This is a genomic window from Bacteroides sp. HMSC067B03, assembly GCF_001811315.1.
Lineage (GTDB): Bacteria > Bacteroidota > Bacteroidia > Bacteroidales > Bacteroidaceae > Bacteroides > Bacteroides faecis.
This window is the reverse complement of the sequence record NZ_KV804267.1, coordinates 1-15,645: the sequence shown is the minus strand read 5'-3', so window position 1 is coordinate 15,645 and position 15,645 is coordinate 1. Positions and strand designations below refer to the sequence as shown.

Here is a 15,645-nt window from a genome sequence, read left to right as displayed (position 1 = left end):
CATTTTCCTATTAACCTTCGGTCAATAGTTCCGAATCCCGATTATCTCTCAGTAAAGACAAAGTAATAAGTTCTGTGATCAGGTCTTTATAGGAAATTCCACTTACTTCCCAAAGCTTCGGATATAATGCCAGACACCATTTTTATCGACTCCAATGAGTAAAGGAATAAGTCTGGCTCTGTCGACAGCATTAAAGATGTTAGTAGCTGACCTCAACGAGACTTCATGTTCAGCGGATTTTCCTCCAAATATAACGGCAACTTTTAGTTTCATAAATTATGTGTTTAATGATGGACAGCAAAGGTAAAACAAAAAGGATTGACTCCTCTCAATACTCGTTGTTTTCTCTCTTTTTTGTGCATACTTATGTTTATACATCTTACATAAACGAGATATCCCGATTCATCACGAACCGGGATATCTCCATGAGTTATTACTTTCGAAGTCTTACTTAATTACTTCACTTCTTCGCCTTTTTCATTCAGAAGTACGGTTACTTCCTGGGCGTCTTTTGTAGTAAGAATTACTTTATAAACCTTGCCAGTCTCTTTTTCGGCAACATACGCTTCCTTGATGGTAGCACCTTCATAGCTCTTAGCTATTGCTTGCGCCACTGCTTCCGGCAAGTCTTTCACTTCAACTTTTGTGTATTCATCTTGTGGAGCCTGAGTCTGATTCTCCACAACCGGAGTGTTACTTACTTCCTGTGCAAATGCTACAGAGCTACCTAATCCCATTACCAATGCTACTGCTACTAATACCTTTTTCATAATCGTAATTTTTTAGTGTGAATAATTGAGTTATTGTTTTATTCTCTCTTATACTCAATAAGTTGCAAAGCGGATGCCAGAAATGCACAAAATGATATACGACTGATATTCAGGCATATATAAATCTTTATCATCAACAATAGTGTGGAATTATGTAGAATTTGATGATACATATTGTGGAAAAGTGAATCAATAACCACAATTTTACAAGAACTGATTTCCTTATCACAGTGTTATATAAATAAATACCTAATTTTATAACAATGAAAAAGGAAATTTTAAAAGAGCTTATAGCTAAGCCGGGCAAAGAGCATCACGTCTCTGATTTCAATCCCTCCTTTACAACTGATATGTCTAAACAAGATGCCAAAGAGCAATTGGGCAAAGATATCGAAAGACTATCTGAATTGCAGAGTATGCTATATGCGCAAGACTGCTACTCTATTTTGGTCATTTTTCAGGCGATGGATGCTGCCGGCAAAGATGGTACAATTAAACATGTAATGTCCGGGATTAATCCACAGGGATGCCAGGTATATTCCTTCAAACAACCTTCTGCCGAGGAACTGGACCACGATTATCTTTGGAGAATCAACCGTTCATTACCCGAACGGGGACGAATCGGAATTTTTAATCGTTCGCATTATGAAGATGTACTAATAGCCAAAGTACATCCCGAAATCGTATTATCCAATAAGCTGCCTAATATCACAAAAACAGAAGACATTGATTCTGACTTCTGGCAACACCGTTACCGACAAATTAATAATTTCGAACGCTATCTGACAGAAAACGGAACAGTCATTATCAAATTCTTCCTCAACGTTTCAAAAGAAGAACAGAAAAAAAGATTTCTGGAAAGACTGAACGATGAATCGAAAAACTGGAAGTTTTCCTCTGCCGATATCAAAGAACGACAATACTGGAATCACTATATGAAAGCTTATTCGGATGTACTAACGGAAACATCTACAGAAATCGCTCCATGGTATGTAATCCCTGCCGATAATAAGTGGTTCATGCGATATGCAGTCGGGCGCATTATCTGTACACGTATGGAAGCACTCGATTTACATTATCCGCAGTTATCTAAAGAAGAATTAGAAAAACTTGAAGAATGCAAAAAGAGTGTATCCGATATTAATTTCTAGATCGCATCATGCACTGTCTTTTCCAGTTTTTCCGGGACTTGACAAACGCCTTTTAATGTTGTATATTTGTAAGCAGAAGCAATGAACTCTTAACCAAAACAAGTATAATATGACAACAAAACAGCTCCATTTGCGGATATAAATCGAGTTAAATACTATCAACCTATAAAATAAAGGCTACAGCTTCCATGTGAAGTTGCAGCCTTTTTTGTTGTAAAAAAGTCGTTTAAATAGCCAAAAACAGGAAAATAGAGTTTATAATAAACTTAGATACCGTTTATAATAAACTATCACGGAATTTATTATAAACGCAATCATCGTTTATTCATAAAACATACATTTTTTTCATAAAGCCAGAAAGAAGTTTACTATGTTCTCATCCATTTTTCCAAACATAAAAAACAAAAAATAATAAAATTGTACGTATCATCAAAAAATAACATTATTTTTGTAAACATCAAAACTCCCGGTGGGACTATGAATTACAAAATCATCTAATGCAGATTAAACTTTTCCGAAATAGAATAGTCTAATCTTTAAGATATTATCATCTAAACATTAAAGTCATCAATGAAAATGGAAACATCTGCCAAAGCCAAACTCTATTCGCTGAATTACAGCAATGTGAAAACTTATCTGTTCACCCTGTTATTTGTAGCAGGCAACATCGCACTTCCACAACTGTGCCACCTCGTACCTTATGGTGGACCGACTTTATTACCGATTTACTTCTTTACCCTAATCGCCGCTTATAAATATGGCTTTCGGGTAGGCTTACTGACAGCCATCCTTTCGCCCGTCATTAATCATTTATTGTTTGACATGCCATCCGAAGCCGTTCTCCCAATTATACTGATAAAATCAACTTTACTTGCCGGTGCCTCCGCCCTTGCAGCACACCGTGTAAAATCTGTATCTTTATTAGCTATTCTTGGAGTAGTGCTTTCTTATCAACTGATCGGAACAGCCTTTGAGTGGATGATTGAAGGAGATTTCCATATCGCAGTACAAGACTTTCGTATCGGCATTCCGGGCATACTTATTCAATGGTTTGGCGGCTACGCCCTGCTAAAAGCAATTGCAAAACTCTAAACTAAAAAAGAAAGATGGACAGAAGGGATTTTTTTAAAACAGTAGCTATTACTGGTGCCGCCATGACTATACAGCGTTCAGAGGCGATGGAAATACTGACTCAGACAATTAATAAAGCCAATGGTGACAAGCCGGATCTGGTAGCCGTTATGGGCGGTGAACCGGAAGTTATGTTCCGTCGTGCCATCAGCGAACTGGGTGGCATGAAACAATTCATCAAGCCTGGGCAGAAAGTAGTAGTGAAGCCTAATATCGGATGGGATAAAGTGCCCGAACTGGCGGGAAACACCAATCCTAAACTAATCACGGAAATCATCAAGCAATGCTTTGCTGCCGGAGCCAAAGAGGTCACCGTATTCGACCATACCTGCGACGACTGGCAAAAATGCTATAAAAACAGTGGTATCGAAGCTGCGGCAAAAGAAGCCGGAGCCAAAGTGATGCCGGCTCATCTGGAATCTTACTACAAACCTATTGATTTGCCAAAAGGACAAAAAATGAAGAAAGCGAAGGTACATGAAGCCATCTTGAATTGTGATGTGTGGATTAATGTCCCCATCCTGAAAAATCATGGAGGTGCCAACCTGACTATCTCCATGAAAAATCACATGGGTATCGTCTGGGACCGGGGATTTTTCCATCAAAACGACTTGCAGCAATGTATCGCAGATATCTGTACACTGGAAAAGAAAGCTGTACTTAATGTCGTAGACGCCTACCGCATCATGAAAACAAATGGGCCACGGGGACGTTCAGAATCGGACGTGGTGTTGGCGAAAGGACTGTTTATCTCACCCGATATTGTTGCCGTAGATACAGCCGCAGCCAAATTCTTTAACCAAGTACGCGAAATGCCGCTGGATACCGTAGGACACCTCGCCAAAGGAGAAGCACTGAAAATAGGAACAATGAACATCGACCAATTGAATGTCAAGCGAATTAAGATGTAAGCCACCATGTTAAGAAAGATACGTATCGGAATGTCAGTGGTCCTTTTTGCACTGATTACTTTTTATTTTCTCGATTTTGCGGACATTTTGCCGAATAGCTTTCATCGGTTGGCACATATACAGTTTGTCCCTGCCGTGCTATCTCTCAGCATAGGCATACTGATTGTACTGATTGCGTTAACCCTGTTATTCGGACGTATCTATTGTTCCACCATCTGTCCGATGGGAATATTGCAGGATGTCATAGCACGTATTTCAAAGTCTACAGGAAAAAAGAAAAAAAGATATAAATACAGTCCTGCAAAAAATATACTGAGATGGACAGTACTCGGAGTGACAGTTATTGCTTCCGTATGCGGATTTGTAGCAGTATTGGGACTACTGGACCCGTATAGTGCTTATGGACGTATCATTGTACATATCTTTAAACCCGTATACATGCTGGGAAACAATCTGCTGGAGTCTATATTTTCCAGATTCGATAATTACACATTTTATCAGGTAGATACCTCGATAGTAAGTCTTTCTTCCCTTCTCATAGCGATAATGACCTTTGCAGTCATTATGATATTGGCATGGAAACACGGACGTACGTGGTGCAACACCATCTGTCCGGTAGGTACAGTATTGGGACTGCTGAGCCGTTATTCTTTGTTTAAAGTCCGCATTGATACTGCGAAATGTAATGGTTGCGGGCTCTGTGCTACCAAATGCAAGGCAGCCTGTATTCATAATAAAGAGCATACGATTGACTACAGCCGTTGCGTAGATTGTTTCGACTGCCTCGAAGCTTGTAAACAGAAAGCGTTGGTTTATGCCCCTGCTTTAAAGAAACAACAGTTATCATCTGCTGTAGAAAATCCAACTTCGACAACAGCAGAGCAATCTTCAGCTACAGCAGACTCTTCCAAACGCCGTTTCCTGCTTGCCGGATTAGCCACTGCCGGAGCAGCTCCCAAGCTTCTTTCGAAAGTACAGGAATCCATTGCGACTATGGAAGGCAAAACAGCATACAAAAAAGAAAATCCGATTACGCCTCCGGGATCTGTCAGCCAGAAACGTTTTCAGCAACATTGTACATCCTGCCATCTTTGTGTCAGCAAATGCCCGTCGCATGTATTGAAGCCCGCTTTCATGGAATACGGACTAGGAGGCATAATGCAACCGACTGTCAGTTTCGAAAAAGGATTCTGTAACTTCGACTGTACCGTATGTGGTGATGTTTGTCCTAACGGTGCTATTCCTCCATTAACGGTAGAGCAAAAACATCTCACTCAGATGGGATACGTTGTCTTTATAGAAGAAAATTGCATTGTCCTTACAGACGGAACCAGTTGTGGAGCATGTTCCGAGCATTGTCCTACGCAAGCCATTGCTATGGTACCATACAAAGACGGATTGACCATCCCTCATATCAATACAGAGATCTGTGTCGGATGCGGTGGCTGCGAATACGTTTGTCCTGCCCGTCCGTTCCGCGCTGTATACATTGAAGGCAATCCTGTACAGAAAGAAGCAAAACCTTTCAAAGAATCAGAAGAACATAAAGTCGAGATTGACGATTTCGGATTCTAGCCGTGTCTTACCCAAAAAACTATCCATTATATTCCTCCTACTTTCAATAAATTCACTAAATTCGTGGCGAACTAAAAAAGAAAGTAATTCATGGAGGTATTCACTAATAACTGGAATAGTCATAAATATCAGATAGGCTATGCTTTAAGCGGAGGGTTTATTAAAGGATTTGCACATTTGGGGGTGATGCAGGCTCTGCTGGAGCATGACATCAAACCGGATATTATCTCCGGTGTAAGTGCCGGTGCACTTGCCGGAGTTTTTTATGCCGACGGAAATGAACCTCACAAAGTGCTTGATTACTTCTCCGGTCATAAGTTTCAGGACTTGACAAAGCTAGTCATTCCCAAGAAGGGATTATTCGATCTCTGTGAATTTATTGATTTCCTCCATACTAACCTGAAAGCCAAGAATCTGGAAGAGTTACAACTTCCTATGATAATCACGGCTACCGATCTTGACCACGGACGTATGGTTCATTTTCACCGTGGCTCTATAGCCGAACGTGTTGCCGCCTCCTGCTGTATGCCTGTCATGTTTGCTCCCGTCAACATCGACGGGACAAATTACGTAGATGGCGGATTAATGATGAATCTTCCGGTTTCCACCCTTCGCAGAATATGCGACAAGGTTGTAGCTGTCAATGTAAGTCCCATCATGGCACAAGACTATAAAATGAATATTGTAAGCATTGCCATGCGTTCATTCCATTTCATGTTTCGTGCCAATACTTTCCCCGAAAGAGAAAAATGTGACTTGCTGATCGAACCCTACAATCTCTATGGATATAGCAATACAGAGTTGGAAAAAGCCGAGGAAATCTTTGAGCAAGGGTACAAAATAGCCAATGATCTGATCGACCAGACGCTGGCGGAAAAAGGGAAGATATGGAAATAACTACCTTTTTCTAGAAAACATTTATGATATGAAATAAAATCTACTCTATATGAACAACGAAAACAAAATGATTATCTATCAGGTGTTTACACGCCTGTTTGGAAACAATAACAATCATTGTGTCTACAATGGAGACATTACCGCCAACGGATGTGGCAAAATGGCTGATTTCACGCTCAAAGCACTTGGAGAAATCAAAAAGTTGGGTGCTACCCATATTTGGTATACAGGCATTATCGAACATGCTACACAAACAGACTACCGCCGTTACAACATAAGTCCCGACCACCCTGCTATTGTAAAAGGTAAAGCGGGGTCTCCCTACGCTATCAAAGATTATTATGACGTAGATCCGGATTTAGCAAACGATGTTCCAGGGCGAATGAAGGAATTTGAGAATCTGGTACATCGGACACACCGTTCAGGACTGAAAGTCATTATAGATTTTGTGCCCAACCATGTAGCACGCCAATATCACTCGGATGCACAACCGGACGGCACTACCGAACTGGGAGCAAACGATGATCCAAATTACTCCTTCAGCCCATACAATAATTTCTACTACATACCGCAGGCCGAATTGCGTGCCCAGTTTGACATGAAAGAGGGTGCAGCAGAACCCTACCACGAATATCCGGCCAAAGCAACAGGAAACAATCGTTTTGACGCTACTCCGAATATTAACGACTGGTACGAAACCATCAAGCTGAACTATGGGGTGGATTATCTGAATGGTGGTACATGCCACTTCTCGCCAACTCCGGATACGTGGATAAAGATGCTGGACATTCTCTTATTCTGGGCCTCAAAAGGTATTGACGGTTTCCGTTGTGATATGGCGGAAATGGTTCCTGTAGAATTTTGGGAATGGGCTATTCCACAAGTGAAAGAAGCATATCCGGAAATTATTTTTATCGCAGAGGTTTACAATCCCAACGAATACCGTAATTATCTGTTTCGTGGAAAATTTGATTATCTATATGATAAGGTCGGCCTATATGACACACTTCGTAATGTAGCTTGCGGTTATGAATCTGCAGCTTCTATCACTCACTGTTGGCAAAGTCTGAACGGAATAGAAAAGCAAATGCTGAACTTTCTGGAAAATCATGACGAGCAACGTATCGCTTCTGATTTCTTCGCCGGAGATCCGCGTAAAGGAATCCCTGCTCTGATAGTTTCCGCCTGCATGAATACCAATCCTATGATGATCTATTTCGGTCAGGAGTTCGGAGAACTGGGAATGGATAGCGAAGGTTTCAGCGGAAGAGACGGACGAACTACGATATTTGATTACTGGAGTGTGGATACGATCCGTCGCTGGCGCAATGGCGGTAAGTTTGATGGTAAAATGCTGACCGAAGAGCATAAACGTTTGCACAGCATTTATCAGAAAGTGCTGACTCTGTGCAATGAAGAGACAGCTATCGCAAAAGGAGTATTCTTCGACCTGATGTACGCCAATAAAAACGGATGGCGTTTTGATGAACATAAGCAATATACTTTTATGCGAAAGTATAAGAATGAGTTATTGTTCATTATTGTCAATTTCGACAGCCAACTGGTTGATATCGCAATCAATATACCTTCTCATGCGTTTGATTTCCTTCAGATACCACAAATGGAGAAGTATCAGGCCACAGACTTATTGACCGGTGCCAAAGAGGAAATCTGTTTATTACCTTATAAAGCCACTGAAATTTCTGTAGGCGCTTATAATGGAAAGATTCTAAAAATTACTTTCTGATAATGAAGAATGATGAATGAAGAATTGGCTGCGCTATCACACTGCAAAGTAATTCTTCATTCATCATTCTTCATTTTATATTTCCCCGCTGAAAACAAAAATTCTCGAAGGCTGTTTAGTTAGATAAATAATTACCTCAACAGCTCCTTATGAAAAGAATTAGTTTTTTGGCAGTCATATGGTTATTATCCGTATCTGCCTTCGCAATCTTACCACCCGGCAATGTACAGACTAACTTCAAAAAGATGTACCCCAAAGCCAACGGTGTAGCCTGGTCGCAAGACGATGGATACTATTGTGCAAACTTCGTAATGAATGGATTTACTAAAAGCGTCTGGTTCAATGCTCAAGCCCAATGGCAAATGACACAGACCGACCTTGTCAGTCTCGACCGGGTGACACCTACTGTATACAATGCATTTGTATCCGGTCCTTACGCCAGTTGGGTAGTAGATGATGTAACCATGGTGGAGTTTCCTAAATGGCAGGCAATCATTGTCATCAAAGTAGGACAAGATAACGTAGATATCAAATATCAGCTTTTCTATTCTCCACAAGGAAGGTTGCTGAAAACCCGCAATGTCAGTTACATGTACGACATTCTCGGACCGGGAACATTTTTATAAAGTAAAGCCCTTGCAAAACATAAAATGATTGCAAGGGCTTCCTATTTCTATTCTTTTAAATTATTTCTTCTTTCTCAAAACGACAGCTGTACGTGCAGGAATGTAGAGTTTTAACCACTCTTTCTTTTCCTTCTTATACAACGGATCGGCAATCGTGAAATGAACCACTGAATCATCAGCAAGACCATTTCCACCAAAGACAACATTATCCGTATTCAGAATCACTTCATAAGCTCCCGGAGTAACCAAAAAACCATAATCCACAAAAGATTGTTTCGGATTGAAGTTAAATACGAATATCAAATCTTTGCGTCCATAAGCCAATATCTGGTCACCATCATTGTGCCAGATCTCCTGAACCGGAGTAGCCTGGAAATCCTTCACGCTCTTGATAACCTTCAGCATTTCAGCATCAAAGTCTCCCATATAGTGATAAGCCAGATTCTTGTTATCTACCAGATCCCACTGACGGCGAGCGTACTTACAAGACCATCCATTTCCTTCACGTGGAAAATCAATCCATTCGGGATGTCCGAATTCATTACCCATAAAGTTCAGATAACCTCCATTAATCGTTGAGGAGGTCAGCAAACGGATCATTTTATGTAAAGCGATTCCCCGATTCACTACGTAATTCTCATCCCCTTTCTGCATGTGCCAATACATGTCGGCATCAATCAGACGGAAAATAATGGTCTTATCTCCTACTAATGCCTGATCATGACTTTCCGCATAAGAGATTGTTTTTTCATCCTGCCGACGGTTGGTTACTTCCCAGAACATACTGGAAGGTTTCCAGTCCTCGTCAATCTTTTCTTTGATAGTCTTAATCCAGTAATCAGGGATGTTCATAGCCATACGATAGTCAAAACCGTAGCCGCCATCTTCTACTTTTGCAGCAAGGCCCGGCATACCGGAAACCTCCTCGGCGATAGAGATAGCCTTCGGATTAACCTGATGAATCAATTCATTCGCCAATGTCAGGTAACAGATAGCATTGCCATCCTGATGACCATTGAAGTAATCTCCATAATTACAAAATGCTTCTCCCAGCCCGTGGCTATAATATAACATAGAAGTCACTCCATCAAAACGGAAACCGTCAAACTTATATTCTTCCAACCAAAACTTACAGTTGGACAGCAAAAAATGAATCACTTCATTCTTACCATAATCAAAGCAAAGTGAATCCCATGCCGGATGTTCACGACGTGCACCCGGATAGAAATATTGGTTCGGATCACCGGCAAAGTTACCCAAACCTTCCACTTCGTTTTTCACCGCATGCGAATGGACAATATCCATAATAACGGCAATACCCATCTCATGAGCAGCATCGATCAATGCTTTCAACTCATCGGGAGTACCAAAGCGGGAAGAAGCTGCAAAAAAGCTGGAAACATGATAACCAAAACTACCATAATAAGGATGTTCCTGAATAGCCATAATCTGAATACAGTTATAGCCTTCTTGCGCTATACGCGGAAGTATTTTTTCGCGGAATTCATTGTAAGTACCAACCTTTTCCTCCCGTTGTGCCATTCCGATATGACATTCATAAATCAACAGAGGGTTAGTAGTAGGCTTGAATGTTTTTTTCTTGAACTTATATGGTTTTTCCGGTGCCCAGACTTGTGCACTGAATATCTTAGTCTGTTCATCCTGTACTACACGTGTAGCCCAGGCAGGAATACGTTCACCTTGTCCGCCATCCCAATAAACGTTCAACTTATACAAGTCTCCGTGCTGAATGGCATCTGCCGGAAGATTGATTTCCCAATTACCATTTTTCAGTTTTTTCAGCTTATAAGCCGCTTTCTCTTCCCAATTATTGAATGTACCCACCATATAGATATGAGTAGCATTCGGTGCCCATTCACGGAACGTCCATCCTTTGGGAGTGCGATGCAGGCCAAAGTAAAGATAGCCTGATGCAAAGTCCGAAAGAGTTTGTTTTCCTTTATTTGTCAACTCGGCTTCCTTGTTCAGTGCATATTGGTGACGACCGATAATGGCGTCTGCGTAAGGTTCCAGCCAGGGATCGTTTTTGATAATGTTGAGTGTCTCTTTCATATCAGAATTGAATTAGGTTTATGCTTTTACTTTTACGATCACTTTCTTCACTCCATCCGGAGTAATGCCAGGGGCATGTCCGTCCTGAGGGAAGAAGATAGCAAACATTCCCGGTTTCACGGCTACATATGTTTCTGCCAGTCCCTCAAAGAAAGTTATATCTTTTTCTGCATTATAAGGGGCGTCGGCAGGCATACAATCTTTGGCAGCAGTATACCCCATCACTTCTGTTCCCGACAGTGGAATCTGAATATCGATAAATTCATTATGCGTTTCCAGTTTAGCCTCTTCCTTTGTTTTAGGCTTTGTCTGTGCGATATTCACTAGCAGATCTTTTCCTTTCAGTTCAGTCTTGCCTATTTCCATGGCTTGAAGGTCATGAGATTTCAAGAACTCAATAGCTTGTGCAAACAAAGGATTCAAAGACGCGTATTTTTCCAGATTTTCTAAAGTATCTACTACCATATGAGTTTAATTTTTAAGTTTATATATTTAGGTATTATTTTATTCAAAATCATCAATTGTATAATTAATGAAATCAGCAAATCTCTTGAACTGTCGGAATGCTTTTTCTATCTGTTCCATCACGTCGGCCCGGGTGAAAAAATCATCAGGAACAAGATAAGAACAAACAAACTGTCTGCACTTCAAATAATCAATATATTTAAAATCTTTCGGGAATCCCTTAGGAGCAGTTTTCATGAAGTCCTCTCCCACCACAGGGAAATATTTTTTGAACTCGGGATCTTCTACTATGGAAATATACTCTTCCACATTATCATAAATGGCTTGTCGGACAGCTTTCAACACGTTGGGAGGCAGACACAGGCTTCCTCCGGCAAGCATGCTTCCATCAGGCTGCAGATGCACATAGTATCCGCAATGATCAGACTTTTTGCCTTTGGCATTGATATAGCCGCCAAAATGTATCTTATAGGGTGTTTTATCCGCAGAGAAGCGGGTATCCCGATAAATACGATAGGTACAATCTTTGGGCTGTATTCCCCGGATTGTTTCATCGAACAAAGAGATGCGGGCGATTACTGTTGCCAGAAAGTTATCAAACTCGGCACGGGCTACTTCATATTCTGACCGGTGCTCATTGAACCACTCACGATTATTATTCGCAGAAAGATCTTTTAAAAACTGAAAGATAACGGGTATGTTCATCTTCATCATTTTCTATTATTACCCTACAAACGTACAAATTTTATTTCATATAAACTACAAAACGCAACAAAAGGACATAAAAAAAGCATCGGCCTGGTAAAACCGATGCTCTAACACATTTATCAAAAAAACAGACTCTTCTGTCTCTGACGTACTTTAAGCTTTCACAAGTGAAGTACAATCTCTTTTAATTAATCTTTATCTAATACTATGAAAAACACATAGATATAACAGATAAAAAAGAAGCTTTGTTCAATGATTCTATGTATAATTCAGTTAATTTTAGTTATAGAATTAAATGCTTTCTATCGACAGGTATAATGATCCGCTCCCAGTCAATCATTGCATTGAACAACATTATATGGGTGTAATCATCCAATTGAAGCCACGAGATATCTTTCTCCACGATTAACTGATTATCCAACAGTTCAGCACGCTTGGTGCCCCGAAGTAACGGATGAGCCGGAGTATACCAGCTATTTCCGTCATATAGCGCAATATTGGCAATGGAGGTATCCGTCAGATATCCGTCTTTCACAATCAAGATATCGTCTGCATTCCCTCTTCGTCCAAACAGTTCATTCAGTTCCTCCCGATTGGTTCTTTTATAGCTATAATCAATTTTATCCGAAGTAACCAGACGCAAAGAAGCGACCATTCTCATTTGATAAGGCATGTATGTAACCTCCTCGATCTCCTTACCGTATACAATCCGGCATTTCCAGATACCGGATAAAGACTGAGAGGATATAATGCCGGTCAAATCAATGGGAGAAATATCCTTCCAAAAGGCAGCACGAGTTCTGTTCAGGCGTTCCACATGGTATGGCAGGTTATATACCTGTCCGTCTTCTACACAAATAGTTTCAATAAATAGGCACATATATTTTTTGTTTCATTTCATGATACTCACTTTGCGCTTCACTACGGCAGGTTATTCCACCTCCGCTCTTAAAATACATCCTGTCTCCCTCCTGCTCCACAAAACGTATCATAACGGCACTATCAAGATTATTCCCGTCAAAGTACCCCATCACACCCGTATAGAATCCTCTTTCATACGTTTCTGCCTCACTGATGATCTGCATGGTCTTTGTCTTAGGAGCACCGGTGATAGAACCGGCAGGCAAGAGTCTGAAAATAATATTTCCCAGATTTTCCAGATAATTATCCGGCAGGATTCCTTGTATCTCCGAACTCGTCTGAAGAATCGTTCCACGATTCGTCTGCAATTCGTCAATATATCTGTATCGGGACACAGATACCCGATCAGCCACTATACTCAAATCATTGCGAATCAAATCTACAATAGTAGCATGTTCTGCTGCCTCTTTCGGGTCATCCATCAACTGCCGGACAGCTGAGGGCAAGGAGGCGTCAAGAGTTCCTTTCATGGGATAAGAACAGATTTTTCCTTGTTGGATTCTGATAAATATTTCAGGAGAGAAAACGGTAAACTGATCTCTGACCCATAATTTATACATTGCCTTCGAACGGAGGAAAATATCTTTCAGACTGAGATTCGTTTCTATCGGAGTACAACAGGTCAGGTTAGTCAGAAAACTGTTTCCTGCAAAAATATTCCGTTGAACAATATCAAATGAACGCAGATAACTTTCGAAAGATTCCGGAAATGAATTCCAATATACAGACTCTTTCAGGGCTGAAGGCACAACAGACTTATTCAAAGAAGACTGGTTGGTAAACCCATTCAGATCATATAATATTTCAGAAGAGTCGACACGCTCCACCTCTTCTACGTAAGAAGCATCCTGCAAATAATTAATGATAAAAAGAAAGGGTCGCCGGGATTGTCCCAACTGATTTATTTGTCCGATCGTTTCTTCTTTTGTATATAATTGCATAAAGTACTTTTCTTTATTGGGAGAACAAAAGTACACAAAAAGTATATGATTCGAAAGGGGAAAGTACTAAAAAAGGGTTACCGGAAAACAAATCCGGCAACCCTTTTCAATATAGAATCGGTAGTTTGTTATTTCATGGCACTTTGTACCTGAGTAAGCATTGTTTTAGCCTTTGTATCTTCCGGAGAAACTTTCATTGCTTCTTCCAGGTAACCTACTGCCTCTTTGAATCTGGCATCTGCCTTTTCTTTTTCTGCAGCATATTTATCTGCGTCAGAATTAGCCAATGGAGCAGCTTTCTTCAGGATGTTAGCACCATCATTATAGCATAAAACTCCCAAGCTATACAAAGCATTTGTTTTATATGTCTTATGATCCAATGGAATTACTTTCTTGAAACAGTCTTCTGCTTCTTCAGCTTTTCCTGCTTTCTGAGCAGCAAGTCCGGCTTTCAGATAATGAAGACCATAATTTTTAATCATTGTTTTATTAGTCGGATCTACTTTCAGACCTTCTTCCAAGGTAGCTACATACTCATCAGTCTTCTTCAAAGCATCCAATGCCAGAGCTTTACGGGCATAAGCATTGCCTGTATTGAATTTCTTCTGGATAGCGATATCGAAGAAAGTCACAGCTTCTGCATACTTTTTCACTTCATCTGCGGCCATACCACAGTAATAAGCGATTGCAGAGTCCTGATTATTCGTTTGTTTCAAATACTCGCTGAATTTAGCATAAGCTACGGGATAGTTCTTGGCATTAAAAGCGTCGCTTCCTTCTTTTTTCAATTGGTTAGGGTCAGTTTGAGCAAAAATGTTAGTCACAGTAAGACAAAATGCAAATAAAAAAATCAATTTCTTCATAACTTTATTGTGTTTTTTAGTTGTTAATCGCCCAAAAGTATAAGTAATAACAGAAAGAAGCAACACCTTTTTACCTTTTTTGAGCTTTTTGAAACCTATATAACGTTCGTTATTCTTCGTAAAACAGTCATACAAGTATCTTCGCTCTGATAAAAATCTTTCCTTTCATATCAATTAAAACGCGAAAAGAGTGATACATAGTTTAATAACATATTAATAATTAAATGGAAAGGAATTAACATGAATTTGAAAGGTTCGATAGATAGAAATAATAACAACTCATTTTATGGATATCGGCAGAAATAATAGTAGCTTTGCCCCTGGAATCATTTATTTCCACCTATAACAACGGAATTTGCCCTGGCTGAATGCCAGGGCTTTTTAATGTCTTTACAAAAAATAGAATTATGATAGTAGAAAATATGAGTATTGAAGAAATGCAGATTGAGGTTGAAAAGGATTCAGATATATTATATGCGAAAATACGGCATTTGTATGATGACATATGATTTTACTAGTGCCGAAAATAAAGTTATTATTCATATAAACCAAGGACTTATACTGGGTGACTACAACAATGACCGTAACCGTCTGTTAGCCAAGACATTCGTCTCAAAAGAAATGTTGTTTGACTCTCAGGTCTCTGTTGATAATGAGGTGGCTGAAATGAGAGACTTGATTAAAAAATCTGCAGAATACAATGCAAGCCCCAAAGCGGCTTTTGGAATTGATGAACTAACAGGAGAAGTAGGTGAGGTTAGCTTATTTTAGTATCGCCAAATTCCACACATTTTCTACACATTTGACTTTTGGGTGGGAAATGAACGATTTTTGGATCAATGAATAAATCTGAGGGATGAAATTAC

The 15,645-nt window shown here is 40.0% G+C and carries 16 protein-coding genes; 8 read left to right on the top strand and 8 right to left on the bottom strand.

All coding sequences use genetic code 11. The annotated features are described in order from the left end of the window. Window positions 1–102: 102 nt before the first annotated feature. Together HMPREF2794_RS29885 and HMPREF2794_RS02540 are read right to left on the bottom strand one after the other, a co-directional pair. Window positions 103–273, bottom strand: a complete 171-nt coding sequence (locus HMPREF2794_RS29885) for a D-alanyl-alanine synthetase A (protein WP_010538112.1) — start codon at window positions 271–273, stop codon at window positions 103–105. A 182-nt stretch (window positions 274–455) separates the two neighbouring features. Continuing rightward, window positions 456–770, bottom strand: coding sequence for a hypothetical protein (locus tag HMPREF2794_RS02540; RefSeq protein WP_010538113.1), 315 nt, complete (start codon window positions 768–770; stop codon window positions 456–458). A gap of 263 nt (window positions 771–1,033) precedes the next feature. Here HMPREF2794_RS02540 and HMPREF2794_RS02535 point away from each other — a divergent pair, with 263 nt between their 5' ends. From HMPREF2794_RS02535 to HMPREF2794_RS02505, 7 genes are all read left to right on the top strand, one after another. Beyond that, window positions 1,034–1,921 carry a polyphosphate kinase 2 family protein gene (locus HMPREF2794_RS02535; RefSeq protein WP_055268754.1) on the top strand — a complete coding sequence of 296 codons (888 nt, stop codon included), beginning with the start codon at window positions 1,034–1,036 and terminating at the stop codon, window positions 1,919–1,921. Window positions 1,922–2,497: 576 nt separating this feature from the next. Next, window positions 2,498–3,013 carry a hypothetical protein gene (locus tag HMPREF2794_RS02530; RefSeq protein WP_055268903.1) on the top strand — a complete coding sequence of 172 codons (516 nt, stop codon included), beginning with the start codon at window positions 2,498–2,500 and terminating at the stop codon, window positions 3,011–3,013. A 14-nt stretch (window positions 3,014–3,027) separates the two neighbouring features. Continuing rightward, entirely contained in the window at window positions 3,028–3,963 is a 936-nt protein-coding gene (locus HMPREF2794_RS02525; RefSeq protein WP_010538116.1) for a DUF362 domain-containing protein, read from the top strand. Window positions 3,964–3,969: 6 nt separating this feature from the next. After that, entirely contained in the window at window positions 3,970–5,538 is a 1,569-nt protein-coding gene (locus tag HMPREF2794_RS02520; protein WP_055268753.1) for a 4Fe-4S binding protein, read from the top strand. 90 nt (window positions 5,539–5,628) lie between these two features. Further along, a complete protein-coding gene (locus HMPREF2794_RS02515) occupies window positions 5,629–6,435 on the top strand; it encodes a patatin-like phospholipase family protein (protein ID WP_010538118.1) in 807 nt (268 codons plus the stop codon). A gap of 49 nt (window positions 6,436–6,484) precedes the next feature. After that, complete coding sequence (locus HMPREF2794_RS02510) at window positions 6,485–8,182, top strand: alpha-amylase family protein (protein WP_010538119.1); 1,698 nt, start codon at window positions 6,485–6,487, stop codon at window positions 8,180–8,182. Window positions 8,183–8,331: 149 nt separating this feature from the next. Then, window positions 8,332–8,808: a PepSY-like domain-containing protein gene (locus HMPREF2794_RS02505; RefSeq protein WP_022301497.1), complete on the top strand. Its 477-nt coding sequence runs from the start codon at window positions 8,332–8,334 to the stop codon at window positions 8,806–8,808. Between the two features lie 60 nt (window positions 8,809–8,868). On the opposite strand, the gene HMPREF2794_RS02500 is transcribed toward HMPREF2794_RS02505, so the two are convergent. The 6 genes from HMPREF2794_RS02500 to HMPREF2794_RS02475 all read right to left on the bottom strand — a co-directional run bounded on the left by HMPREF2794_RS02500 (window position 8,869) and on the right by HMPREF2794_RS02475 (window position 14,779). Beyond that, entirely contained in the window at window positions 8,869–10,881 is a 2,013-nt protein-coding gene (locus HMPREF2794_RS02500; RefSeq protein ID WP_010538121.1) for an alpha amylase C-terminal domain-containing protein, read from the bottom strand. Between the two features lie 18 nt (window positions 10,882–10,899). Beyond that, complete coding sequence (locus HMPREF2794_RS02495) at window positions 10,900–11,346, bottom strand: NanQ anomerase/TabA/YiaL family protein (RefSeq protein ID WP_010538122.1); 447 nt, start codon at window positions 11,344–11,346, stop codon at window positions 10,900–10,902. 39 nt (window positions 11,347–11,385) lie between these two features. Then, window positions 11,386–12,060, bottom strand: a complete 675-nt coding sequence (locus HMPREF2794_RS02490) for a DUF2461 domain-containing protein (RefSeq protein ID WP_010538123.1) — start codon at window positions 12,058–12,060, stop codon at window positions 11,386–11,388. 277 nt (window positions 12,061–12,337) lie between these two features. Next, window positions 12,338–12,934 carry an aminotransferase class IV family protein gene (locus HMPREF2794_RS02485; RefSeq protein ID WP_070750799.1) on the bottom strand — a complete coding sequence of 199 codons (597 nt, stop codon included), beginning with the start codon at window positions 12,932–12,934 and terminating at the stop codon, window positions 12,338–12,340. Further along, window positions 12,918–13,916: an aminodeoxychorismate synthase component I gene (locus HMPREF2794_RS02480; protein ID WP_010538125.1), complete on the bottom strand. Its 999-nt coding sequence runs from the start codon at window positions 13,914–13,916 to the stop codon at window positions 12,918–12,920. Before HMPREF2794_RS02480 ends, HMPREF2794_RS02485 begins: the two co-directional genes overlap by 17 nt. 128 nt (window positions 13,917–14,044) lie before the next feature. Beyond that, window positions 14,045–14,779 (bottom strand): tetratricopeptide repeat protein, encoded by a 735-nt coding sequence (locus HMPREF2794_RS02475; protein WP_022301501.1) that lies wholly within the window; start codon window positions 14,777–14,779, stop codon window positions 14,045–14,047. 495 nt (window positions 14,780–15,274) lie between these two features. On the opposite strand from HMPREF2794_RS02475, the gene HMPREF2794_RS02470 reads away from it, so the two are divergent. After that, window positions 15,275–15,550 (top strand): hypothetical protein, encoded by a 276-nt coding sequence (locus HMPREF2794_RS02470; RefSeq protein WP_070750797.1) that lies wholly within the window; start codon window positions 15,275–15,277, stop codon window positions 15,548–15,550. The last annotated feature ends 95 nt before the right edge of the window (window positions 15,551–15,645 follow it).